Source organism: Streptomyces sp. NPDC003247, assembly GCF_042888135.1.
GTDB lineage: Bacteria > Actinomycetota > Actinomycetes > Streptomycetales > Streptomycetaceae > Streptomyces.
In genome coordinates, this window is the sequence record NZ_JBIAPF010000022.1 from 39,601 (window position 1) to 62,818 (window position 23,218).

Here is a 23,218-nt window from a genome sequence, read left to right on the forward strand (position 1 = left end):
CTGTGGGAGACCACTGCATGAAACAAACATTGGCATTATGTATCACTGTTTCATGGAGTGCCAGGGGCAGGAGGGAAGTGGGCAGGAGGGAAGAACACGGCCCGGAGGGTACGCCGGTCGGCCGCCGAGGACCTGCCGCAGTGTCGCCGGCTTCCGCGGCAGGTCGTACTCGGCTCCGTCCTCGTGGCCGTTGTGGGGGAACACCTCGATCGAGGCGGGCCCGGCGTAGCGGTCATGGGCGGCGTGCCGAACCCCGCCCCGGCGGGTGCTCAAGGACGCCCCAGGCCCCCGTTGTCCCCAGCGCTTCGGGGCTCTCGGCACCCCGGGGCCCGGGACCGTGACTCAGTGCCGCGGGTCCGGGTGTTCCTCGGTCCAGGTGAACGCGTCCAGCCCGGTCCGCGCTTCGGGCTCCGGGTCCGAGGGTGGGCCGGCCGGGGCACCGGGTGGCGGGGCGTCGGTGTCGTGCCGCTCCGCCCGGGTGGGCGGGCGGCGCAGCAGACGGTCCGCGGTCCAGGCAACCGCGCAGACGACGGTCAGCACGGCCACGGTGAGCAGCGCGAGCGCGATCGGCATGATGAGGCCGAACAGCACGGTGGAACGGGCGGCGCCGGGTATGTCGGCGCAGGCACAGGCCATCACGGAGTGGTTCATGCCCCGTCCGGCTCGCCGAATGCGGGGGAACACCCGTCCGTGACCCGGACGTACTGACTCCGTGCTGCGGCGCGGGCGGCCCCGGCCCGCGCCCGTGGACCCGCACCGGCAGGTGTCGGGCCGCGCCGGGCACCTCTGCCGGAGCCGTCCTCGTCGAACCGGAGCTCGTGCACGGCGGTTTCGAGGGTGCACCGGGTCTTCAGGAAGCCGTCGGCCCGGCCGAGGGAACCGTTCCCGTTGCCGTCGCCGGTCTCGATGTGGACGGCGACGGCGATGTCGTCGACCCTCCGTACCGTCGAATCCGTCGAACCTGCCGTCGGTCCCCAAACCGCCGCGTCCCAACGCTTATTGACGATCTGTCACACGATCCGTCGCCGACCGCACCTCCCCCGTGACAGACCCTTGTCAGCCGGCCGCACCCCGCCCTATTGTCGCGGTCGGAACAGGAGAAAGCGCTTTCTGGTGAGTGTGGGACCGCTCCCAGGGGGCCGTTCGTCGCGGGGGCCGCCGCGACGTGTGCACGAGCCGCCGGAGATCCGGCACGGGGCTGTCCAGCGACGCCGGCGTGCCGAGGAACGAAGGGTGCACGCCATGCCGCACACGTACCACGCCGTCCACCGCGCTCCAGGCGGCGGCGGCTTCCTCTGACGGACGGCGGGCCGGCCGCCTGCCCCGGCGGTCACCGCGCCGGGGCCGGGCCGCCGCCGTCCGTCAGCACGCCGGCACGGGGGACACACGGACGTGAGCGTCCGCCCCGCGCCGGCGGTCCGAGGCGCTCCGGGCCGCGGTGGCCGCCCGGGCGCGTCGACAGAGCCATCCGCACCAGGGCCGACTTCGGCCTGCCCGGCGACCGGCCCCACCGGCCCCGCCGGGCCGCCCGGGACACGAGGTCCCCTGCCGATCCGGCAGCCGCCCCGGACAGCCGACGCGAGGTCGGCGTACCGCAGCACCTCCCCATGTTCGAAGACGGATCAGGAGACGCACGATGAGACGACCAGTCGCACTGAGACTCTCCGCCGCCTCGGCCGCCCTGGCCATCGCGGCCGCGGTCGGAGTGACGCTGTCGATGCCCGAGGCGTCGGCGGCGACCGGCAGCGCCACCGGCTACGCCACCCAGAACGGCGGAACGACCGGCGGCGCGGGCGGCGAGACGGTACGGGCCACCACGGGCACCGAGATCCATGCGGCTCTGTGCGGACGGGCCGACAGCACCACCCCGATCACCATCGAGGTCGAGGGCACCATTAACCACGGCAACACGGCCAAGGTGTCGGGCGACAGCTGCAACACCGCCGACGGGGTGATCGAGCTCAAGCAGATCAGCAACGTCACGATCGTCGGCGTCGGCAGCGGTGCCGTCTTCGACCAGCTCGGCATCCACATCCGCGAGGCCAGCAACATCATCATCCAGAACGTGACGGTCAAGAACGTCAAGAAGTCCGGCTCGCCCACGTCCAACGGCGGGGACGCCATCGGCATGGAGAGCGACGTCCGCAACGTCTGGGTCGACCACACGACCCTGGAGGCGTCGGGCGGTGAGTCCGAGGGCTACGACGGCCTCTTCGACATGAAGGACAACACCCAGTACGTGACGCTGTCGTACAGCATCCTGCGCAACTCCGGCCGGGGCGGCCTCATCGGGTCCAGCGAGAGCGACCTCACCAACGGCTACGTCACGTTCCACCACAACCTCTACGAGAACATCGACTCCCGCACGCCGCTGCTGCGCGGCGGTATCGCCCACATCTACAACAACCACTACGTGAGCCTCAACGAGTCCGGCATCAACTCCCGTGCCGGGGCCCGCGCCAAGGTGGACAACAACTACTTCGAGGACTCCAAGGACGTCCTGGGCACCTTCTACACCGACGAGGCCGGCTACTGGCAGGTCAGCGGCAACGTCTTCGACAACGTGACCTGGTCCGAGGCAGGCGAGGAGAACAACCCGGCCGGGCCCGACCCGCAGTCCAACACCACCGTCAGCATCCCCTACGCGTACACGCTCGACGCCGCCGCCTGCGTACCGGACGTCGTCAGCCGGACGGCGGGCGCCGGCACCGGGCTCCAGGTGTCGGACGGCAACTGCACGGTGCAGACACCGACGTCCACCCCGACCCCGACCGCCACGGCCACCTCCGCGACGCCCACGCCCACTCCCACGTCGAGCGCGACCCAGCCCAGCGGCACCAACCTCAGCCTGGGCGCCGGCTCCGACGGCTCCAGCAAGGCCAGTGGCACCAGCTACGGCAATGTGCGCGACGGTGACCTGAGCACCTACTGGTCGCCGACCGGCTCGACCGGTTCCATCTCCATCAAGTGGGGCTCGGCCACCGCCGTCTCCACCATCGTCATCCGGGAGGCGTCCGGGTCCGAGGGCGCCATCGGGTCCTGGCGGGTCCTCAACGCCGACACCGGCGCCGTCCTGACCTCCGGCAGCGGGGCGGGGACCATCTCGTTCCCGCGCACCTCCCTCAGCAAGGTCACCTTCGACATCACCGGCTCGACCGCCACGCCGAAGGTCGCCGAGTTCGAGACCTACGACCAGTAGGGGTCCCCGACGGCACGACGGTGACCGTCACTCGAACCGCGGCCCGTTCGAGTGACGGTTCCCGTCGGCCGTCAGCCCACCAGCAACCGGGACTTCAGCTTCCTGACGTCCTCGGCGTCCAGGCCGAGGGCGTTCTTCTCGTACGCGGTGAACGAGCCGTACGCGTCCTCGACCTCGTCGAACCCGGAGTTGAGGTACTCGGCGCGGACGTCGAGCAGCGGCTTGTAGACGGCGGCCTGGTCGGCCGGCAGGGCCGCGAGGGCGGCGGCGTTGGCCTCGGCACGGTAGTCGTTGGAGGCCAGGTAGTCCCGCATGACCGTCCCACGCGGCACCCCGAGGGCGGTGAGCAGGGTGGCACTGGCCCAGCCGGTGCGGTCCTTGCCCGCGGTGCAGTGGTACAGCGAGCCGTCGGCGTCGGCGGTGATGCCGTCGAAGACCGTGGAGTAGGCGGCCTTCGCCGTCTCGCCGCTCACCATCGCCTTCTCGCCGGCGATCATCATCTGGGCGGCGCCCTCGGCGGTGGTGGGCATCGTGTAGCCGCCGCCCGCCGCGTCGCCGCTGACGTTGGCCACCACGTAGCGCACACCGGTGGGCAGCCGGTCCGGCGCCGCGGTCCGCTCGGACGTCATGCGCAGGTCGTAGTCGACGGACAGACCGAGCCGCCTGAGCTTGGCGAGGTCGGCGTCGGTGAGGTTGTTCAGCGCGTCCGAACGGTAGACGACGCCCATCTTCACCCAGTGGCCGTCGGCGGTGCGGTAGCCGCCCGCGTCACGGAAGTTGACGGCGCCGTCGAGCTTGATCAGCCGGTCGGCCAGGCGCAGCCTGCCGCCCCGGTCGGGCACCAGGTCGAACCACTGCCGGTCGGCGGCGGCCAGGCCCCTGACCGTGACCGAACCGGTCGGGCCGCCGGTGGCGACGGTACGCCCGCCCGCGCGGACGGCGACGCGCCGCACGCCCGGCGCCTCCCAGGTGATGCGGTACGAGCCGTCGTCCTGGGCGGTGACCTCGGCAGCCGTGAAGGGGATGCGCTCCGAGGCGCTCTGGCGGGACGCCGGGGCCGCGACGGCGGCGGGGGCGGCGACGCCCGCGAGCACGGCGGCCGCCGTCAGGGCGCGCGCGGCCGTCCTGACGTGTGTCATGTGAGTCATGGCCGGATCGTTCGCCACGGAGGGAAGCCGGAGGTGAACAGTCCCCGAAGTGCCGTCGTCGTCCCGATGCCATGCTCTGGCCGACGCCCCCATGACGCCCCGTGCGCACCGACCCGACCGGCCCCCGCACACGCACGGCGGCCCGGACCCCGGGGGAGGGGTCCGGGCCGCCGAGGAGGGGCGGGCCGCTCAGCCGCCGGTCGTCGGGGCCTCGGCCTCGGCGTGCTCCGCCGTGCGCGGCAGCGTCAGCACCGCCAGCAGACCGAGGACCGCGACCACGGCGAAGAAGTAGAAGCCCCACGGGTGGCCGATGCCGGCGGCGACCAGGGCGCCGGTGATCGACGGGCCGATGATCGAGCCGATGCGGCCGATGCCGGACGCCGAGCCGAGGGCGGTGCCGCGGATGGCGGCCGGGTAGTACTGCGTGACGTAGGCGTAGACGAGGACCTGGGCCGAGAAGACGAACACGCCGGTGAAGAAGACGACCGTGTTGAGCAGCAGGTCGCTGTCCATCTTGACGCTCAGGCACGCCAGCATCAGCACCGCCGCCCCGAACCAGGCCAGGGCGGTGCCCTTGATGCCGCGCCGGTCGGCGACGAACCCGCCGAGCACCAGACCGACGACACCGCCGAGGTTGAGCACGAGGAGCTGGGTGACGGCCGTGGGCACGGGATAGCCGGCGTCGTTCATCAGCTTGGGCAGCCAGGTGTTGAGGCCGTAGACCAGCAGCAGACCCATGAACGAGGCCAGCCAGACGCCGATGCCCGCACGGAGGTAGGCGGGCTTCAGCAGCTCCGTGAACGGAACCCGCCGGTCGCCGCTCACCTGCTTGGCCTGCACGAACGCCTCCGACTCCGGCAGGCGGAACCACTGGACGGCGGCGACGAGGAAGCCCACCACGCCCAGGATGTAGAAGAGGACCTGCCAGTTGTCGGTCACCTGGAGGGCCAGCAGCGAGGTGATGACCGCACCGGTGTGGTAGCCGGTCATGGTGAGCGTGCTGGCCCGGGCCCGGCGGCCGGCCGGCATGTGCTCGGCCATCATCGTCAGCGACACCGGCATGCAGGCGCCCAGGCCCAGACCGGCGACGAGACGGAGCAACGCGAACATCGTGACGGAGTCCGCCAGCGGCACCAGGATCGTGAACAGCGAGAACACGACCACCGAGCCGATGAGCAGCAGACGCCGGCCCAGCCGGTCGGCGAGCGGACCCACCAGGACGGCTCCGACGGCGACACCCACGAGCGACAGCGTCGCGATGGTCGTGGCGTCGGCGGCGGTCATGCCGAGGTGGTGGGTCTTGAGCAGCGTCGGGATGATGGCGCCGAGGACGACGAGGTCGTAGCCCTCGAGCAGGACGGTGATCCAGCACAGGATCACCGTCCAGGCGTTGCGGCCGGCTCTGCCGGTCTGTGCGGATGTGGCGGACGTGGTGGTGGAGGCCATGACGGCATTCCCCCCAAGGGCGGCTACGGAGGACGGGGTGTGCGGCTGACGGAAAGCGGGGGTCCGGCGGCCGGAAGGACGGCGGAACCCCTGATCCGTCGTGGTGACGGCTCGCCGGGGAGCGAGCTGCGGCGGACCGCCGTGGTGACGGCTCGCGGGGAAGCGAGCGCCGGCGGGCCGCAGGGGGTGACGGCTCACGGGGGAGCCGGTGCCGCGCGGGCCGTGGACGCCACGGGCCCGCGCGGGAGCTGAGCGGGTTCAGAAGGGGTAGTCGGCGATGTCCGGGCGGACCGTCACCCACTGGGTCTCGGTGAAGGCCTCGACGTTGGCGGCGGCGCCGCCGAACCGGGATCCGGTCCCGGACGCCTTGACACCGCCGAACGGCGCGTTGGGCTCGTCGCCCACGGTCTGCTCGTTGATGTGGATCTTGCCGGAGTCGATCAGGTCGGCCAGCCTCATCGCCGTACCGACGTCGCCGAGGATACCCACGGACAGCCCGTACTCGCAGTCGTCGACGATCCGCGCGGCCTCCTCGACCGTGGAGAAGCCGATGACGGGCGCCACGGGACCGAAGATCTCCTCACGCCACGCGGGCATGTCGGTGGTCAGCCCGCTCAGGACGGTGGCCCGGTACCCGTTGCCGACGATCTCGCCGCCCGCGACGAGGGTCGCGCCCGCCGCGACGCTGTCGGTGACGATGCCGTGCACCCGCTCCAGCTGGCGCCGGTCGATGATCGGGCCGAGCGCCACGTCCTCACGGGCGGGGTCGCCCACCGGCAGCGCCCCGGCCTTCGCGGCGAGCGCCGCCGTGTACTCCTCCAGCAGCGACTCGTGCACGATGTGGCGGCCGGTCGTCATGCAGATCTGCCCCTGGTGCAGGTAGGAGCCGAACGCGCCCGCGGAGGCCGCCTTGTCCACGTCCGCGCCGGGCAGCACGACGAGGGCGTTGTTGCCGCCCAGCTCCAGGTGGGCCCGCTTCAGCAGCCGCCCGGCCTGCTCGCCGATGGCCCGCCCGACGGGGGTCGAGCCGGTGAACGACACGACCCGGACCTCGGGCGCCTCGACGACGGCCCGGCCGACCGAGCCGTCGCCGGGCAGCAGGTGCAGGACGCCCGGCGGCAGCCCGGCCTCCTCGAAGATCCGCGCTATGACGACACCGCCGCTCACCGCGGTGCGCGGGTCGGGCTTCAGCAGCACGGCGTTGCCGAGCGCGAGCGCCGGCGCCACCGAGCGCAGACCGAGGATGAGGGGGAAGTTGAACGGCGCGATCACGCTGACGACGCCGGCCGGCCGGCGTCGGGCGAACGACCAGCGGGCCTCCTCCGAGGTGAGCACCTCGCCCTGCGGGTGCGTGGGCAGCGCGGCGCACTCGAAGCACTCGCCCACCGCGAGCCCCACCTCGAAGTCCGCCTTGGACCGCACCGAGCCGGCTTCCCGCACCAGCCACTCCCCGACCTCGGCGGCGTACCGGGTGAACAGCTCGCCCGCGCGGCGCAGCACGGCGGCCCGCCGCTGCGGGGACGTCGCCGCCCAGTCCCGCTGGGCCTCGGCGGCGCGGGCGGCGGCGCGGCCCGCGTCCTCGGCCGTGGCCAGGCCCACGGTGCCGAGCTGGTCCCCGGTCGCGGGCTCGACGACCGGATACGCGTGGACGGCGTCCCGCCAGCCGTCGCTGAAGAACCTCTTGCCCCAGACGGCGCTGTCCAGGAGTGTCATGAGCTGTGCCTTTCCTCGTGTGGAAGGTCGGTCGGGAGGCCGGTCAGGAGGGGGTGGTCAGAGCGGTGTCGACCTGCACCAGCCGCGGACCGTCCGGCCGCTCGGCCAGTACGGCGCGCAGTTCCTCGACGTCACCGGCGTGCCGGGCGCTGACTCCGTAGCCCTCCGCGATGCGGGTGAAGTCCATCCCCGGGATGTCCATGCCGGGCGCGTCCGGCACGCCGAGCAGATCGCCGAACCAGCGCAGCGCGCCGTACGTCCCGTTGCGCAGCAGCACGATCGTCACGGGCACCCGGTGCTGCGCGGCCGTCCACAGGGCGGTGATGCCGTAGTTGGCCGAGCCGTCCCCGATGACGCCCACGACCGGCCGGTCGGGCCGGGCCAGGGCGACGCCGACCGCGCCGGGCAGGCCGAAGCCGAGCCCGCCGGCCGCCGGGAAGTAGTAGGAGCCGGGCCGGCGCAGGTCCATCTGCCGCCACCACGCGGCGTTCGTGGAGGTGGACTCGACGACGTAGGAGGTGTCCTCGGGCAGCTCGTCGCGCAGCGCGGCGAAGACCTGCTCGGGGTGGAGCAGCGGACCCCGGGCACCGGGCGGCTCGGGCACCGGCCGGTACGCCGCCGTCGGCGCGGCGGGCGCGTCCAGGGCCTCCACCAGCAGCTCGATGACGGCGGCGGGGTCGGCGACCAGCGCCTCGCCCATCGGCGCCCGCGCCACGGCGGAGGCGTCGTCGGTCACCTGGAGCAGCCGGGTGCCCTCGGGCAGGTACCGGCCGGGCAGGTACTCGTGGTAGCGGAACACCGGCGCCCCGAGGACGAGCACGAGGTCGTGCCCCTCGAACGCCTTCGCCACCGGCGCGATCCCCGCCGGCAGCACCCCGCGGAACTGAGGATGCCGGTTGGGGAAGGGCAGGCGGAACAGCGAGGGCGCCGCCCACACCGGGCATTCCAGCCGCTCGGCGAGCCGCACGGCGTCGTCGAACAGCCCGGCCGAGTCGATGTCGCCGCCCAGCACGAGCGCGGGCCGGCGGGCGGCGCGTACCTGCTCGACGAGCGCGTCGGCCTGGTCCGGACCGGGCGCGGAGCAGCGCCGCACCTGCCGGTCCAGCACGGCCGCGCTGTTGTCCCCGGCGTCGGCGGCCCAGTCGTCGTACGGCACGGACAGGAACGTGGGCCGCCGCTGGAGACGTGCCTCGAAGACGGCCTGCGCGAGCGCGCGCGGAACGTCCTGGGCGCACGCCGGCTCCGCGGCCCAGCCGACGAGCGGCTTCATCAGCGCGGGCGCGTCGACGATGGACAGGTGGGACTCCGGGCCGATGGCCGACCGCACCTGCTGACCGGCCACGATCACCAGCGGTGTCCGGGAGGCCACGGCGTTCGTCAGCGTGCCCATCGCGTTCCCGGAGCCCGAGGCGGCGTGCAGGTTGACCAGCACCGGGCGGCCGGTGGCCTGGGCGTAACCGTCCGCCATGCCGACCACGGCGCCCTCGTGCAGACCGAGGACGTACCGGAAGGAGTCGGGGAGCTCGGCGAGGAAGGGCAGCTCGTTGGAGCCGGGGTTGCCGAACACGGTGGTGAGGCCCTGACGCTGCAGGAACGCGTGGGAGACATGACGTACGGAGGGCAACGGGACCTTCCTTTCCGGGTGACCCGGGACACGCTAGGCAGCACCCCAGAGGGGCGCCAATAGATGTTGTGGATCCGCGATATAGACTCGGTCGATATGAGGAGCTTCGACCTCAACCTGGCCCGCGTCTTCGTCCTGCTGTACGAGACGGGCAGTGTCACGGCCACCGCGGACACCCTCCACGTCACCCAGCCCACCGTCAGCTACAGCCTGGCCAAGCTGCGCCGGCACTTCGGCGACGAGCTGTTCCGGCGCACCGGGCGGGGACTGACCCCGACCGCGGGCGCCCGCCGGCTCTACGAGCCGTTGCAGCGCGCCCTGGCCGACATCGACGCGACGATCCGCCAGTCCGACGACTTCGACCCCATGACCATGTCGGGACGGTTCACGCTCGCCCTGTCGGACCTCGGCGAGACGACCCTGCTGCCGCGGCTGCTGGCCGCGGCCCGCGAGCGCGCCCCCCGGGTGTCGTTCGCGGTCCGCCCGTTCGACGTCGACGAGGCCGAGAGCCAGCTGCGGCGCGGCGAACTGGACGCGTTCGTGGCCACCCCGGTGCTGACTTCGCACCGGACGGTGCGCATCCCGCTCTTCCAGGAGCGTTACGTCGCCATGGTCGCCGCCGACCACCCCCGGATCCGGGGCCGCTCGGTCACGGCGGAACAGCTCGCGGCGGAGCGGCACGCGACCGTCTACGGTCCCAGCGGACACGTCCTGCCCCGCGCGGTCCTCGCCTCGCACGGGCTGCTGGACCGCGTCGTCGTCGACGCCACCCGCTTCTCGACGCTGCCCTACGTGCTGGAGCAGACCGACCTGATCGCCATCGTCCCGGAGTACGTGGCGGAGGTCTTCAGCGCCTCCCACCGCGTGCGCCTGGTCCGGCTGCCCTTCGAGACCGAGCCGATCGAGGTGGCGCTCTACGCCCGGCACGAGTCCTCGCGCAGTTCCTCGCAGCGGTGGCTGGTCCGCTTCATGGCCGAGGTGCTGGGCGAACTCGTGAGCCCGTCCCAACTGCCGCCCGCCGCCGCTCCCGACGGCGCGCTCCACATGCCCGGACCCGAGGCGACGGCTGGCGGCGGGGGGACCGAGGCGAATGGCCTCGAAGACGGCGAGGACGGCGAGGGGGGCGAAGGTGCCGAGGACGGTGAGGGCGGCGAGGGCGGCGAAGGTGCCGAGGACGGTGCAGGGGGTGGGGTGCGGGTTGCGGTGCCGCGGGGCTGAACTCGGCGCCGCAGGACGCTTGTTGTGGCCCGACGTCGCTCAGTGCGGCAGGGCCGCCGCATGCCGCCGGAGGCCGCTTGGCACCGCCGGGGCCGCCTCGTGCCGTCGGGTCGCTCGGCACCGTCGGGTTGCCCCATGCCGTCGGGTTGCCCCATGCCGGCGGGCCGCCCGGTACCGCCCGGCTCGGCGCTCACCGAGTTCACCGAGGCAGTGGGCCGGGGCCGACGGGTCCCGCGCGGCGCCGCGCCCGTCCCGCGTGCCCGCCCGCCCGCCGCGTACCACGCCTCACCCCGTCGGCACACCGGACGGCGAGTCGTCCCCTTCGTGGTGCCGCCGCATCGCGGGCAGCCCGTCGTGCCGGGCGTCCGTGACGCCGGGCCCACCGGCGGTCGGCGTCAGCACGAGGACCTCGTCCTCGGCACCCCACTCGCGCCGTTCGGCCTTGCCGGGGCACAGCCGCAGCTCGTCGTCACGGTGCGCGGTGTGCGGGCGGTGGACGCGGTAGCCGATCGCGTACTCACCGCGTTCGAGGGCGGCCGCGACGACGGTCGCGAACGACGCCTCACGGCCCGGCAGTACGTAGTGTCCGGCCGGGCGCAGGGCGAGCCCGCCGTCCCGGCCGGCGAACAGCGCCTCGAACACCGGTGCCAGCGCCGGGTTGTGGGAGATCTGCGTCATCAGCAGTGCGGTGAGCTCGCCCCGGACGATCGCGTCGGACGCCGGCCCGAGCGGGGCCAGGGCCCGGCTGCGGGGGTCGCTCAGTTCCGCCACCACCGGCAGCGCCCGGCCCGTCTCCTCCTCCAACGACCGCAGGACCAGCAGGGTCAGCAGGGTGCGGTCGTCGGGCCGTTCGGGGCCCGTGTCCGCGTCCGGCACCGGCACGAGGACGCTGTCGTAGCCGAACACGTCGAGCGCACGCAGGGTTTCGGGACCGACCGGGTCGCCGGCGTGGTGCGTGACGGTGAGCGGTTCCGCGTCCGCCAGGCCGGCGGGCCGCGCCGGTACGGGACCGGTGTCCGCCGCGCCGACCACGTCGAGGACCGATCCCGGCCGGGCGGTCCGGCGCAGGAGGTCGACGACCAGCGGCGCGCGCCGGTTCCAGCCGAGCATCAGGGTGCGCGACGGCCCGTCGGGCCGCGGTGCCGACGACGCCACGGCCGTCGGGTCGACGAGCTCACGGCAGTCGGTGGGCACCTCGGCGAGGTCGTCGTGGGCGACGACGACCAGCCGCTCCCCGCTGCCGAGGACAATGTCCGGCGCCGGTCCGAGCAGAGGCCGGCCGTCGGCCCGCAGCAGCCCCACGACACAGGACGCCTCGAAGCGCAGCGCGGCCTCCGCCATGGACAGACCCGCCGGTTCCGGGGCGTCTACCAGGTGGAACTCGGCCCCGTCGAAGTCCAGGAGGTCACGCAGAGCCGCCGACAGTCCGGGCCGCCGGGCCGACTGCACCAGCATCCGAGCCGCGGTCAGCTCGGTCTCCAGGACCGTGCTCCGCGGACCGGCGGCCAGCCGCGCGGCCGGCAGATAGCGTGCGTCCCGCACGGCGGCCACCACCGGCGGCCCGGCCACCGTGCCGCCGTGCAGCGCCCGCAGCGCCAGCAGGACGCGGACGACCTCCACGTCGGCGCCCGCGCGCTCCGACGGCAGCACCAGCACCGCCCCCGCCGCGGCCGGGGTGACCAGCCCGAGGGCCGCGGGGTCCGTCAGCGCGCCGGTGCGGCAGACCAGGCGGGCGCTGCCGGCGACGCCCGGCACGGCGGCCAGCGCCGCCTCCATCTCGGCCGTGTCCCGGTCGGCGAGCACGGCGACCACACCCCGCCCCCGGTCGGCGCGCGCGGCCATCAGCTCACCGACCACGGTGAACACCTGGTCCGACCAGCCGAGGACGACGGCGTGGTCCCGCTCCAGCACCGTCGAGCGCCCCCGCCGCAGCTCGGCCACCCGGTCACCGAGCCCCGTGGTCACCACCCCCACCAGCGTCGACACGCACAGCAGGGCGATCAGCCCGAGCACCGCGGAGAGCAGCATGCGCAGCGGCGCGCCGGTCACCCCGCCCAGGCGGAGGGTCTCCGCGCTGGTGCGCCACACGGCCGTGAGCCGACCGGACAGCGACCGGGGCGCGTCGGGGTCGGTCCACACCAGCAGGGTGCTGAGGGGGACGACGACGGACAGGCAGCACACGGCCAGCCAGCCGAGCAGTGTGCCCGTACTGCGCGCCAGTGTCCTGTCGAACAGGTAACGGGCTCGGTCCCGTAGCGAACTCGGCCGCTGCCGCCCTGCCACACGCGCCTCCCGACACCCGTCTCACGTTCCCGGGTCGAAGCGTGCTGATCCCGGGTCCGCGACACGCCGTGTCAGCGGGTCATTCATCCTTTCGGGCCGCCTCGGCCGAGACCGAGTCCTCAGCCGGACTGCTCCTGCCCCTGCCCCTGGTCCTGTGCCTGTGCCTGTGCCTGTCCCCGCTCCGTCCCCTGTTCCTGACCCTTCTCCTGCTCCGGCTCCTGCTTGTGGTCGGCGGCCGGTTCGGGTGCGTCGGGGGAGGTGTAGAAGACGGACGTGCCCTGCTTGCTGCGGTGGGCCTGGTTCCTGGCGACCAGCCCTTCGAGGGTGCTGCGCACCACGGTCGTCTTGATGCCGCGCTCGGGGTGGTGCTTGTCCAGCCACTGGGCGATCTCGGCCGCGGAGCGGGGCTCGTTCTGGCCGGCCAGGTGCTCGCGGACCAGGGAGACCAGCGAGGGCTTGGCCGGCTCGGCGGCCGTCGTACCGGCTCCGGTCGTCCGGGCGGTCGTCGCACGGGCCTCGGTGGTCGGGGCGGTCGTCGCGCCGGCCTCGGTCGTCCGGGCGGTCGTCGTCCGGGCCGCCTTCTTCCTGCCGTCCTGCTTGCGGGCCGGCGGGGCGGACTTCCCGGTCCTCTTCCGCTGGGCGGTGCCCGTCGCGGGCTGCTTCTTCCCGCGGGGTGCGGGCACCTCGGCGACCGGTCCCGGTGCGGCCGCCGCCGGTTCCACCGCGACTGCCGCCGCCGGTGGCACGGCGGGCTCGACGCCGAGAGCCTGCTGGACGTTGAGCAGCACGGAACGGTCCTGTTCCAGGGCCGCCAACTGCCCCTGGAGCACGGCGATCTCACCGGCGATGCGTTCCTGCTCCTTGAGGTTGCGCTCCAAGTCCCCCGCCACCTGGGCGGCGTACTGGGAGGTCACCCCGTTTGACGCGGTCGTGACGTCGGACATGATCCTCACGCTCCTTCATGGGCCCACGGGCGACGGGTCGGAACCCCGTGCCCCGTGCGACATCCGTCGCGCACCCTTTCCACAGGTGCCGCGGCTCGCGGCAGTTGCTGCTGCATGCCGTGTCGTACCGATATTACGGATGAGCGGGGCGGATGTTCTCCCCAACGACAGCCCGGACTTGTCCCGAGCCCCCCACGTCACCACGGAAGCAGCCCTTCGCCGCGCATCAGTTCGTAGGTGTGTGCGCCGGGACCGATGTCACCGGGAGGATCAGGTGAGTCCGGAACCCCGGGGGAGCGTCAGAGCCGAGTCCGTGTGCAGTGTGATGCGCACCGGTACGAAGGTGGTGGCGTCCACCGGCGATTCCCCGGTGCCGGGATTGCGGGCGTAGCGCGGATGGGCGCCCGCGCTGATCTGCCAGCGTATGCGGTGACCGACGGCGAAGCGGTGGGCGGTGGCGCTCATCGGCACGGTGACGTGCGCGAGCCCGTGCTCGGCGGTCCGGAGCCGGCCCAGCCCGTCGCAGAGGTTGACGGAGCGGCCCTGCGGGTCCACGTCGCACAGACGGCTGAAGACGTCGGTGTGGCCGGTGTCCGTGGAGATGCTCAGCCGTGCGGAGACCGGGCCCAGGAGGTCCAGGGGCTCGGTCAGCGGGGGACCGGTGAACGTCAGGACGTCGGCGCGGCCCTCCAGGGCGCGGTTGTCCCGAGGGCCCGCGGTGCGGGAGAGCAGAGGGCCGCCTACGGACGGGGTCGGGTCGGCCGGGTCGTGGCGGAACGACGTCAGCGGCGCGGAGTCCGTGGGGGTCTGCCGGGTGAGGTACCCGCCCGGGGCGGGGTACCACGAGGTGGTGGCCGCGGCCGGCGGCCACGTGTCGAGGTCCCGCCAGGTGTTCTCGCCACCGATGTGCACGCGCACCGCGGTCGGGCGCAGGCCGGAGGGGTCGGCGCACAGGTGGGCGCGCAGCCACGCGAGGCTCTCGGCGAACACCTCGGGCCATCCCTGTCGCAGGGCGGAGGTGTGGGTCCAGGGGCCGACGAGCAGGGCGGTCCCGCATCCCGCCCGACGCAGCCGGTCGTACTGCTCGAGGGTCTGGTCGAGCAGTACGTCGTGCCGTCCGGTGACCAGACTCGTGGGCACGCGGAGCCGCTCCGCCGCCTCCGCCGCCGACGCACCGCGCCAGTACACGTCCTCGGCGTCCGGGTGTGTCATGACGTCGTCCAGCCAGGGCACCTCGACCCCGAGGGCGGACACGTGTGCCCCGCGCAGGGGCTGGGCGGCAGTGACGTCGTGCAGGCGGCGTTGCAGCCGCAGCGTCGCCCTCAGGAACGGTGCCATGCCCTGGTGTTGACAGGTCATGCCCACACCGACGGCGAGGGCGTGTTCCAGGCGCAGGGCACCGTCGGCGTAGAACAGCGCGTAGGGGTCGTGCAGGCCCACCTGCACCGCCATCGCCTTCAGTTCCGGCGGCGGGTCCAGGGCGAGGGCCCACTGCACGTAGCCCAGGTAGCTGGGGCCGACGGTCCCCAGTGTTCCGTCGAACCAGGGCTGCTCGCGCAGCCACGACACCGTGGCCCGTCCGTCGGCGGCCTCGTTGCGCCACAGGTCGAACGTACCGCCCGAACTGCCGGTGCCGCGGCAGCTCTGGAGGACCACGTGGAAGCCCTGTTCGGCGAAGAGCAGGCCGTACTGGGGCGACCACGGCAGACCGCGGCCGTAGGGCGAACGGACCAGGAGGGTGGGGAAGTCGCCGTCCGCGCGCGGGAAGTAGTGGTCGGTGATCAGCGGGCTGCCGTCGTCGGCCGGCACCACCAGCCCAGGTTCCCATCCCACGGTGTGCCGTTTCGCCGGAAGGCCTCGCCAGGTCGCCCGCATCATCCGCGAGGACAGCGGCGGCCTGCCGGCCGGTGGAACCCAGGGTGGCCCGGCCGCGGTGTCGGGCATGCGTGACGGCATTGTTCCCCTCCTTTATTCCGTACGGTGTACGAGAATAAGGGATGCTTGGATGATCCCGGCAAGGAACGCCGCGACAGCCAGGGGAAGGAGCGCGAGACCGTGCCCCGAGACGGAGAGCCCGGTACCACGGGCGTCGACCCCGCACGGCTCTGGCTGCGGCCCGACGAGCCGCGCAGGGGCCGTCGGCCCTCCTTCAGCCGTGAGGCGATCACGGCGGCGGCCGTCACCCTCGCGGACGCCGAGGGACTCGAAGCGGTCACCATGCGGCGGGTCGCGGCCGAGGTCGGAGCCGGCGTCATGTCGCTCTACAGCTACGCCCCCGACAAGGAGACACTGCTGGAACTGATGGTCGACCACGTCAGCGGGGAACTGCCGACGACGGACCCGCTCACCGGCGACTGGCGAGCCGACCTGAAGGCCGTCGCCCGCCTCCAGCGCGACCTCATGCTGCGACACCCCTGGCTGCCCGCCGCCCTGTCCACCCGCCGCACCCCCGGCCCCCGCACCCTGGCCTTCCTGGAGCGCGCCCTCGCCGCCCTGAGACCCACCGGACTGGACGGTGCGGCGAAGCTGGAGATCTTCGCCCAGCTCACCGCCTTCGTGGCCGGGCACGTCGGCCATGAGATCGCCCAGGCCGCGACCGCGCGGACCACCGACCGGGGAGCGGCCGAAGCCCGCTACCTCGCCGCCGTCGCCGCCGACGGCCACCACCCGGAACTCGCCGAGGCCCTCTCGGCCCCCGGACGCCCCCTCACCCCCGAAGCCACCTTCACCCGGTTCCTCAACCGCCTGATCGACGGCCTCGACACGACCTGACCCCGCACACGTCAGGCACCCCTTGGGCCGGGGACGGACCCGTTGTCGATATCCGCGTTCGACACTACGGTCCGACGGGGACCGGCCGCCGATCTTGCGGCCGTCCCGCCGGACCGTCCGTACTCCTGAGGGAACGCATGCCGCAGCACACCAGCCGGGTCGTCCGCAATCCGATCCTCCCCGGCTCGCACCCCGACCCGTCCCTCGTGCGGGTGGGGGACGACTTCTACCTGGCGACCTCGACGTTCGAGTGGTTCCCCGGCGTGCGGCTGCACCACTCCCGGGACCTGGTGCACTGGCGGCCACTGGGCGGCGCACTGGACGAGGCCCGGTTGCTGGACCTGACCGGCTGCCCGGACTCCGGCGGGGTGTGGGCCCCCAACCTCACCCATGTCGACGGCCTCTTCCACCTGGTGTACAGCAACGTCTCCACCTACGCGGAAGGCTTCACCGACAGCCCCAACCACCTGATCACCGCCCCGTCGATCGAGGGACCGTGGTCGGACCCGGTCCCGCTGCACGCCCGCGGATTCGACGCCTCGCTCTTCCACGACGGCGCGGAGAGCCGACTGCTGAATTTGGTGCACGACTGGCGCCCCGGCCACGGCGGTTCGGCGGGCCTGGAAGCCACGCGCTACGACCGCTCCTCGCGCCGTCTCGTCGGGGACCCGGTGCCCGTCGTCCTGCCGCCGCAGGCCGGGTGGATCGAGGGACCGAACCTCTACCGGCGCGGCGAGTGGTACTACCTGCTCACCGCGGACGGCGGAACCGGGTACGAGCACCAGGTCACCGTCGCCCGGTCGCGTCACCTGACCGGACCCTACGAGCGCGATCCGGCCGGCCCGCTCATCACCGCGCGGCACGATCCCGGCCTACCCTTGCAGAAGGCCGGCCACGGCAGCCTGGTCGAGACACGCACCGGTGAGTGGTACCTGGCCTACCTGGTGGCCCGGCCCTACGGCCGCCGCGGGCCGTGCGTCCTGGGCCGCGAGACCGCTCTGGCGCCCGTCACCTGGACCCCCGAAGGATGGCCGCGCACCCCGACCGGGGCGCCCGCGCTCGTCATACCGGCCCCCGCCCTGCCCGCGGCCGGACCCCCGCCCCCGGAGGACGGCGACGAGCCCACGGGAGACACGGGGAGCACGGGGGACACGGGGAGCACGGGGGACGTCGAGGGGTTCGACGCGCCCGTCCTCGGCCCCCACTGGTCCACTCTGCGCCGTCCCGCCACACCCGACTGGTGCACCCTCACCGAACGCCCCTCGCACCTGCGGCTGCGGGGCGGACGCTCCCCGCAGAGCCTGACCGGCGCCAGCCTGGTCGCCCGGCGGGTCACCTCCCCGCACTGCACGCTCGAAGCCACGATGGAGTTCCGGCCCCACGGCTTCCAGCACCTGGCGGGCATCACCGCCTACTACAACTCCCGCAACTGGTACTTCCTGCACGTCACCGCCGACGACCAAGGACAGGCGGTGCTGCGGGTGGCGGCCTGCGACCGGGGCTCGCTGACGGTGGACGAGGCCGGCCAGGAGCCGCTCGGCGACCTGACCCGCCTCCGCCTGGGCCTCGACCTCGCAGGACGCCGGCTCACCTTCCGCCACGACACCGGCCGGGGCTGGCGCTCCATCGGCTCACCCCTGGACGCGGCCGTGCTGTCGGACGAGCACGCCGAGGAGTTCGTGGACGGGCGGATCCGCTCCCTGGGCTTCACCGGGGCCTTCGCCGGGCTGTGGGTGTGGGACCTGGAAGGCCGTGGCCGGCCGGCCGACTTCGACGAGGCGGTCTTCCGGAGCACGGGGACGGACGACGAAGCGGCGGAAGCGGTACGCGATGGACGGGAACCTTCCCGGGCGGCCTCCGTGTGACGACGGACCGTACGACGGGGCGGACCTGGCGGTGCCGCAGCCCGTGCGACGCGGTGGACCCGACGGTGCCGCAGCCCCTGCGACGTCGTCGACCGTAAGGCTGCGCAGGCCCTGCGGCGCCGTCGACCGTAAGGCCGCGCAGACTCTGCGGCGCCGTCGACCGTAAGGCCGCGCAGACTCTGCGGCGCCGTCGACCGTAAGGCCGCGCAGGCCCTGCGGCGCCGTCGACCGCAAGGCCGCGCAGGCCCTGCGGCGCCGTCGACCGCAAGGCCGCGCAGACCCTACGTCCCCCCGGGCCGCTCCGTCGTCACCGTCACCCCTCCCGCGTGGCCCGACGGCGTCGTCGCCCCCCGGCCCCGCCCCCCGCCGTAGGCTGACGCCGTGCGCACCGTGGAACTGCTGCCCGACGCCACCACCGAGCTGCACGTCCGGGAGATGTGGCGCGGGATCGACGCCGCCGGTCTGCCCAGCCTCGCCGGTCACCGGCACCCGACCAACCGGCCGCACCTGACCCTGGCGACGTGCGACGACCTCGATCCCCCCGTCAGGGCGGCGCTCGCGGCGACCCTCGACGGCCTGCCCGCCCCGCTCCGGCTCGACGGGCTGCTCCGTTTCCCCGGGCGCACCCGGGTCCTGGCCTGGCGAGTCGACCCGGACGCGGGACTGACCCGGCTGCACCGGCAGGTGTGGGACGTGCTCGGCGCCCACGCCACCGGCCGCCTCAACCCCCTGCACGCCCCGGGGAGATGGGTCCCGCACCTGACCCTGGGCCGGTCGTCCCGCGCCTCGGCGTGGTGGCCCGACCATCTCCTGCCGGCCGCTCTGTCCGACCCCTGGGACGGCACGCTCACCCACGCCCGCAGCTACGACTCCGTAACCCGTACCGTCGAACACCTCGGCGGCGGCAGCGGCCCCTGACGGACGACGTACCGCCCCACGCCCACCGGCCGCGGGCCGGTCGGCACGGTGGGCGTCCGCCGGGGGACCGGGCGTCGTTCAGGCGGTGGGGGCGTCGGGATGGATGGTGAAGACCCGGTCGAGGCCCACGATGGCCAGGATGCGCAGGGTGTTGGAGGGGACGGCGGCCAGGACGAGGTCGGCCCCGGCGGCCAGGGCGTGCTGGCGGGCGGCGAGGAGCGCGGTGATGCCGCTGGAGTCGCAGAACTCCAGACCGGTCAGGTCGACCACCAGGCGTTGCCCCGGCCGCAGGGTGAGGCGTTCGACGCGCTGCCGCAGTGCGGTGGCGTGGGTGTGGTCGAGGTCGCCGGCGACGTGCACGACGGGGCCGGTGGCGGCGTTTCGGTCGGTGATGCTCAGGGGGCTCATCAGTCAGTGTTCGTTGCAGGGTGGGGCTGCGGGCGAGCGGCGGGTACGCCGAGGGCGAGCAGGGCGGTGTCGTCGTCGAGGCCGTCGCCGAAGCCGTCCAGCAGCCCCGTCAGTGCGGTGACCGTTCCGTGGGCGGTGCAGGGGGCGTGGGCGGTGACGAAGGCGTGCAGCGCGTCCTCGCCGTACAGGCTGTCGCGCGAGGGGCCGGTGCGCGCCTCGGTGAGGCCGTCGGTGTAGAGCAGGAGCGTGTCGCCGGGCGCGAGGGTGGTCTCGGCGGTGGTGAACGGGGCGTCGGGCAGGACGCCGACGAGCATGCCGCCGGGCGTGGGCAGGTACGCGGCGCTCCCGTCGGCCCGCAGCACCAGGGCCGGGGGATGCCCGCCGGACGCGAGGCGGACGACGGGGTGGCCGGAGCCGGTGCGGACGACGCCGAAGACGGCGGTGCAGTAGCGGGGATCGCCGCCGGCGGTGTAGCGCTCGTGCAGGACGGCGTTCAGCGTGGCCAGCGCGGTGGCCGGCTCGGGGTCGTGCAGCGCGGCGGCACGCAGGGTGTAGCGGGTCAGCGAGGTCAGCGCCGCTGCCTGGGGCCCCTTGCCGCACACGTCCCCGAGGAAGAAACCCCAGCGGGTGCCGTCGATGGGGAACAGGTCGTAGAAGTCGCCGCCCAGCCGGTCCACGGAGGCGGTGTGGTAGTAGACGGCCGTCTCCATCCCGGGCACCACCGGCAGCGACGTGGGCAGCAGCGACTGCTGGAGCACGGCCAGGGCGTCGGCCAGCCGGGCCCGGTCGGCCTCGGCCTGCCGGCGCGCTTCCTCCGCCTCCGCGCGCGCCTGCTCGGCCTCGGCCCGCGCCTGCTCCGCCTCCTGCTTGCGGCGCAGGAGTTCCTCTTCGTACGCGCGCCGGTCGGACGCGTCGAAGACGGTGGTGCGGATGAGCAGCGGCTCGCCCCCGACGCCGTGCTTGACGGTGGAGGAGATCAGCACCGGCAGCCTGCGTCCGCCGTCGCCCCTCATGTCGAGGGCGATGCCGTTGACCTCGCCCCGCATCCGCAGCAGCGGCGCGAAGTGCGTCTCGTGGTACAGCTTGCCGCCGACGGTGAGCAGGTCGGTGAAGCGCAGCCGCCCCACCACGGCGTCACGCTCCCTGCCGAGCCAGCCGAGCAGCGTCGAGTTGATCTTGGCTATGGTGCCGTCCATCAGGGTGGACAGGTATCCGCAGGGAGCCGCCTCGTACAGTTCCTCGGCGCTGTCCTCCAGCAGGGCGGTGAACACCGCGTCGGTCCCGGCCCTGTCCCCGGTCCCGGAGGGATCGGGGTTCGAGCCCGTCCGGCACATCACTTCAGTGACTCCAGGAACTCCAGGATCGCTTCCGCGGTGGCCTGCGGGGCGCTCAGCTGGGGGCAGTGGCCGGTGGCGTCGAGGGTGACCAGGCGGGAGGAGGGGATCGCGGCGTGCACGAACGCGCCGACCTCGCGGGGCGCGATCACGTCGTGGAGGCACTCCAGCACCAGCGTCGGCACCCGCACGTGCTTCAGGTCCTCGCGGCTGTCGGACAGGAACGTGGTGCGGGCGAAGACCCGGGCGATGTCGGGGTCGGTCGCGCAGAAGCTGTTGGTCAGCTCCTGGCCCAGCTCGGGCCGCTCCGGGTTGCCCATGACGACCGGGGCCATCGCGGACGACCAGCCCAGGTAGTTCGACTCCAGTGACTCCAGCAGCTCGTCGACGTCGTCCGCGGTGAAGCCGCCGCGGTAGCCGTCGTCGTCGACGTAGCGCGGGGAGGGAGCCACCATCACCAGCGCCCCGATCCGCCGGGGCGCCGCCCGCGCCGCCAGGACGCCGGCCATGGCGCTGACCGAGTGCCCCACGAACACCGCCCGCTCGACACCCAGCTCGTCGCAGACCTCCACCACGTCCTGGGCGTAGCCGTCCAGGGACGAGTAGCGCTCGGTGCTCCAGGCGGACAGGTCCGAACCACCGGAGCCGACGTAGTCGAAGAGCACCACCCGGTAGCGGCCGGCCAGGGCCGGAACGATCAGGCGCCACATGTTCTGGTCGCACCCGAAGCCGTGGGCCAGGACGACCGTCGGCCCGTCCGGACGGCCGGTCACCGTCACGTTGTTCCTGCGCCGCATGTCCATGCCCGCCATCCTCCCATCCACGGCGGATCACCCGGACGGGCGGTGATCTCCCCGGGCGGAGGCCGGTGCGTGCCCGCCGCCGGGCGGAGCACTCATGCCGGCGGCGGCCTCCCGACCGGACGTCGCGTCGGGGGCCGCCGTGCTCGGGGCGGGACCGGGGCTGCCGGCCCGCGGTGCTCGGGGCGGGACCGGGGCTGCCGGCCCGCGGTGCTCAGGCGATGCTGATGGCGCCGGTCAGGAGGGCGAAGGCGATGTAGGCGAGGGAGACGGGGATGCCCCAGCGCAGGGCGTGCTTCTGGAAGTCGCCGAGCTCGCTCTTGACGAGGCCGAGGAGGACCCACAGGGGTGCGCTGGTGGGGCCCATCATGTGCAGGATCTGGCCGATGGCGCCGGCGCGGGCTATCTCGTTGGCGTCGATGCCGTAGTGGGCGGCGGACTCGGCGAGGACGGGGACGACGCCGAACCAGTAGCCGTCGTTCGACATGAAGAAGCCGAGGGGGAGGGCGAGGACGGCGGTGAAGAGGGGGATGAGGTTGCCCATGGAGTCGGGGACGACCGACAGGGCGGCGTCGGCCATGGCCTTGATCATGCCGGAGTCGGTCATGATGCCGGTGAAGACGCCGGCGGCCAGGACGAGGATCATCACGGGGACGGCGTTGGCGGCCTGCTGCTTGATGAGGTCCTGCTGGTCGCCGATGGAGCGGATGTTGACCAGCAGGGCGATGACGAACGCGACCATGAAGAGGACCAGGAGGTCGGCGACCTCCAGGACGAGCAGCACCATCAGCAGCAGGGTGAGCGCGGCGTTGAACCACATGCGCCAGTCGGCCTTCACCGGCTCGAAGGCCTCGCCCGAGGCGATCTCCAGCTTGTAGGCGGCGAGCTTCTCGGTGTCGATCTTGTGGCGTTCGCGCAGGCCGAGCCAGTAGGCGACGGCGACGATGGCCAGGCCGGTGAGGGCCATGGGGCCGATCATGTGGACGAAGTATTCGGTGGCGCTCAGGTGCAGGACGCTGATGCCGCGGGTGGCGGCGCCGCCCCAGGGGGTGGTCCCGGAGATGGTGCCCAGCGCCATGGCGGACAGCGTGGCGACGATGAGGGGGTTCATGCCCAGGCGCCGGTAGATGGGCAGGAACGCCGAGCAGACGATCATGTAGCTGGTGGTGCCGTCCCCGTCCAGGGCGACGCACAGGGCCAGGACGGCGGTGCCGACGCAGATGCGGACCGGGTCGCCCTTGGTGGCCCGGATGATGGTCTGGCAGACCGGTTCGAAGAGTTTGACCTCCATCATCAGGCCGAAGTAGAGGACGGCGAACAGCAGCAGCGCGGCGGTGGGCGCGACGGTGTCCAGACCGTTCATGATCATGTCGCCGAGCTGGGTGCCCTTGCCCGCGACGAGGGCGGCGGCGATCGGCGTGAGCATGATGGCGGTGAAGGCGGAGAGGTACTTCCGCATCACGAGCAGCATGAAGCTGCCCAGGGTGGCGAAGCCGAGGACGGCGAGCATCGTTGCTCCTAGGGGCGTGGCTCAGTGGCCGCCAGG

The 23,218-nt window shown here is 73.3% G+C and carries 16 protein-coding genes and 1 pseudogene; 5 read left to right on the plus strand and 12 right to left on the minus strand.

Annotated features, from left to right (window positions below; all coding sequences use genetic code 11):
• Positions 1-342 precede the first annotated feature (342 nt).
• Complete coding sequence (locus ACFYWQ_RS41700) at positions 343-651, minus strand: hypothetical protein (RefSeq protein ID WP_389525503.1); 309 nt, start codon at positions 649-651, stop codon at positions 343-345.
• Positions 652-1,636: 985 nt separating this feature from the next.
• Between ACFYWQ_RS41700 and ACFYWQ_RS41705 the strand changes: the two genes are divergently transcribed.
• On the plus strand, positions 1,637-3,199 hold the full coding sequence (locus ACFYWQ_RS41705) for a polysaccharide lyase family 1 protein (RefSeq protein ID WP_389525506.1): 1,563 nt from the start codon (positions 1,637-1,639) through the stop codon (positions 3,197-3,199).
• A gap of 71 nt (positions 3,200-3,270) precedes the next feature.
• Here ACFYWQ_RS41705 and ACFYWQ_RS41710 read toward each other — a convergent pair whose 3' ends face one another.
• From ACFYWQ_RS41710 to mdlC, 4 genes are all read right to left on the minus strand, one after another.
• A complete protein-coding gene (locus tag ACFYWQ_RS41710; protein ID WP_389525509.1) occupies positions 3,271-4,347 on the minus strand; it encodes a tyrosine-protein phosphatase in 1,077 nt (358 codons plus the stop codon).
• A gap of 189 nt (positions 4,348-4,536) precedes the next feature.
• On the minus strand, positions 4,537-5,793 hold the full coding sequence (locus tag ACFYWQ_RS41715; protein ID WP_389525512.1) for an MFS transporter: 1,257 nt from the start codon (positions 5,791-5,793) through the stop codon (positions 4,537-4,539).
• Positions 5,794-6,051: 258 nt separating this feature from the next.
• Positions 6,052-7,506, minus strand: a complete 1,455-nt coding sequence (locus tag ACFYWQ_RS41720; RefSeq protein WP_389525515.1) for a benzaldehyde dehydrogenase — start codon at positions 7,504-7,506, stop codon at positions 6,052-6,054.
• 43 nt (positions 7,507-7,549) lie between these two features.
• Positions 7,550-9,130, minus strand: a complete 1,581-nt coding sequence (gene mdlC, locus ACFYWQ_RS41725; protein ID WP_389525517.1) for a benzoylformate decarboxylase — start codon at positions 9,128-9,130, stop codon at positions 7,550-7,552.
• Between the two features lie 96 nt (positions 9,131-9,226).
• On the opposite strand from mdlC, the pseudogene ACFYWQ_RS41730 reads away from it, so the two are divergent.
• Positions 9,227-10,153: pseudogene (locus tag ACFYWQ_RS41730) on the plus strand (LysR substrate-binding domain-containing protein); the annotation flags it as partial.
• Positions 10,154-10,633: 480 nt separating this feature from the next.
• Here the strand turns inward: ACFYWQ_RS41730 and ACFYWQ_RS41735 are convergent.
• The 3 genes from ACFYWQ_RS41735 to ACFYWQ_RS41745 all read right to left on the minus strand — a co-directional run bounded on the left by ACFYWQ_RS41735 (position 10,634) and on the right by ACFYWQ_RS41745 (position 15,450).
• Positions 10,634-12,631: an NAD-binding lipoprotein gene (locus ACFYWQ_RS41735; RefSeq protein ID WP_389525520.1), complete on the minus strand. Its 1,998-nt coding sequence runs from the start codon at positions 12,629-12,631 to the stop codon at positions 10,634-10,636.
• Positions 12,632-12,750: 119 nt separating this feature from the next.
• Positions 12,751-13,575, minus strand: coding sequence for a hypothetical protein (locus tag ACFYWQ_RS41740; RefSeq protein ID WP_389525523.1), 825 nt, complete (start codon positions 13,573-13,575; stop codon positions 12,751-12,753).
• Positions 13,576-13,845: 270 nt separating this feature from the next.
• The gene (locus ACFYWQ_RS41745; RefSeq protein ID WP_389525569.1) at positions 13,846-15,450 is read right to left on the minus strand and encodes a CocE/NonD family hydrolase; all 1,605 of its coding nucleotides are present in this window, start codon (positions 15,448-15,450) and stop codon (positions 13,846-13,848) included.
• A 180-nt stretch (positions 15,451-15,630) separates the two neighbouring features.
• On the opposite strand from ACFYWQ_RS41745, the gene ACFYWQ_RS41750 reads away from it, so the two are divergent.
• The 3 genes from ACFYWQ_RS41750 to ACFYWQ_RS41760 all read left to right on the plus strand — a co-directional run bounded on the left by ACFYWQ_RS41750 (position 15,631) and on the right by ACFYWQ_RS41760 (position 19,130).
• Positions 15,631-16,347 (plus strand): TetR/AcrR family transcriptional regulator, encoded by a 717-nt coding sequence (locus ACFYWQ_RS41750; protein ID WP_389525526.1) that lies wholly within the window; start codon positions 15,631-15,633, stop codon positions 16,345-16,347.
• Positions 16,348-16,484: 137 nt separating this feature from the next.
• A complete protein-coding gene (locus ACFYWQ_RS41755) occupies positions 16,485-18,212 on the plus strand; it encodes a glycoside hydrolase family 43 protein (protein WP_389525529.1) in 1,728 nt (575 codons plus the stop codon).
• 381 nt (positions 18,213-18,593) lie between these two features.
• Positions 18,594-19,130 carry a 2'-5' RNA ligase family protein gene (locus ACFYWQ_RS41760; RefSeq protein WP_389525533.1) on the plus strand — a complete coding sequence of 179 codons (537 nt, stop codon included), beginning with the start codon at positions 18,594-18,596 and terminating at the stop codon, positions 19,128-19,130.
• 78 nt (positions 19,131-19,208) lie between these two features.
• Here ACFYWQ_RS41760 and ACFYWQ_RS41765 read toward each other — a convergent pair whose 3' ends face one another.
• From ACFYWQ_RS41765 to ACFYWQ_RS41780, 4 genes are all read right to left on the minus strand, one after another.
• Positions 19,209-19,538, minus strand: a complete 330-nt coding sequence (locus ACFYWQ_RS41765; protein ID WP_389525536.1) for an STAS domain-containing protein — start codon at positions 19,536-19,538, stop codon at positions 19,209-19,211.
• Positions 19,538-20,872 (minus strand): PP2C family protein-serine/threonine phosphatase, encoded by a 1,335-nt coding sequence (locus tag ACFYWQ_RS41770; RefSeq protein ID WP_389525539.1) that lies wholly within the window; start codon positions 20,870-20,872, stop codon positions 19,538-19,540. Before ACFYWQ_RS41770 ends, ACFYWQ_RS41765 begins: the two co-directional genes overlap by 1 nt.
• Positions 20,872-21,675 carry an alpha/beta fold hydrolase gene (locus tag ACFYWQ_RS41775; protein WP_389525572.1) on the minus strand — a complete coding sequence of 268 codons (804 nt, stop codon included), beginning with the start codon at positions 21,673-21,675 and terminating at the stop codon, positions 20,872-20,874. Before ACFYWQ_RS41775 ends, ACFYWQ_RS41770 begins: the two co-directional genes overlap by 1 nt.
• A 211-nt stretch (positions 21,676-21,886) precedes the next feature.
• Positions 21,887-23,182: a CitMHS family transporter gene (locus ACFYWQ_RS41780; RefSeq protein ID WP_389525542.1), complete on the minus strand. Its 1,296-nt coding sequence runs from the start codon at positions 23,180-23,182 to the stop codon at positions 21,887-21,889.
• Positions 23,183-23,218 lie beyond the last annotated feature (36 nt).